Consider the following 567-nt stretch of genomic DNA (forward strand, 5'->3'; position numbering starts at 1 on the left):
ATTTGACCATAGGCTTTTAAGCGTTCAAAGATGCTTAATCCGCTGTTATGCGCTAAAAAGACGGTTGCTGAATCACCGACATAGCCCGGCCCACCCGGATCATCAATACTGCCATTCACTGCGCCATCATTATCAAAGGGTCCGCCGTCTTGAATGGTGAAATTCAATTGTGTGCCGTGTTCATCAATCACAATTGAACCGCCGTATTCGGCACTGGCTAAATTGGCCCAGCCGCCGCCGCTGGTCTGTTTCCAATAACCGTTTATTTCAATCTCCGCTGGTACAAACAATTCAAAATCTTGATTATCAACCTCGGGCGGTAATTCAGCAGTGAAGCGAATAAACCCGAGTGGTAAATCCGGGGCGAGTGGATCATCGGCTAAATCCTCGGGCGCGTCTTCTTGCGTGACATTGGTTAAATGAACGCCGCCATCATTCGCACCACCGGCTGCTAAAGTAACATACACTTCTGGCGCAGTTGAATCAGTTGATGGCGTGCTGGTATTTAAGAATGGTAATGACGTGACATTGGGTTGTAATGTGTCAGTAATACCATCGCCATTACCG

1 protein-coding gene is annotated in these 567 nt (G+C 47.8%); it reads right to left on the reverse strand.

The window, feature by feature from the left end; genetic code table 11:
- Window positions 1–567: choice-of-anchor U domain-containing protein (locus HUK38_RS14725; RefSeq protein ID WP_182585059.1), on the reverse strand; the 567-nt coding region annotated here is incomplete at both ends.

The sequence above is a fragment of the Thiospirillum jenense genome, assembly GCF_014145225.1.
GTDB lineage: Bacteria > Pseudomonadota > Gammaproteobacteria > Chromatiales > Chromatiaceae > Thiospirillum > Thiospirillum jenense.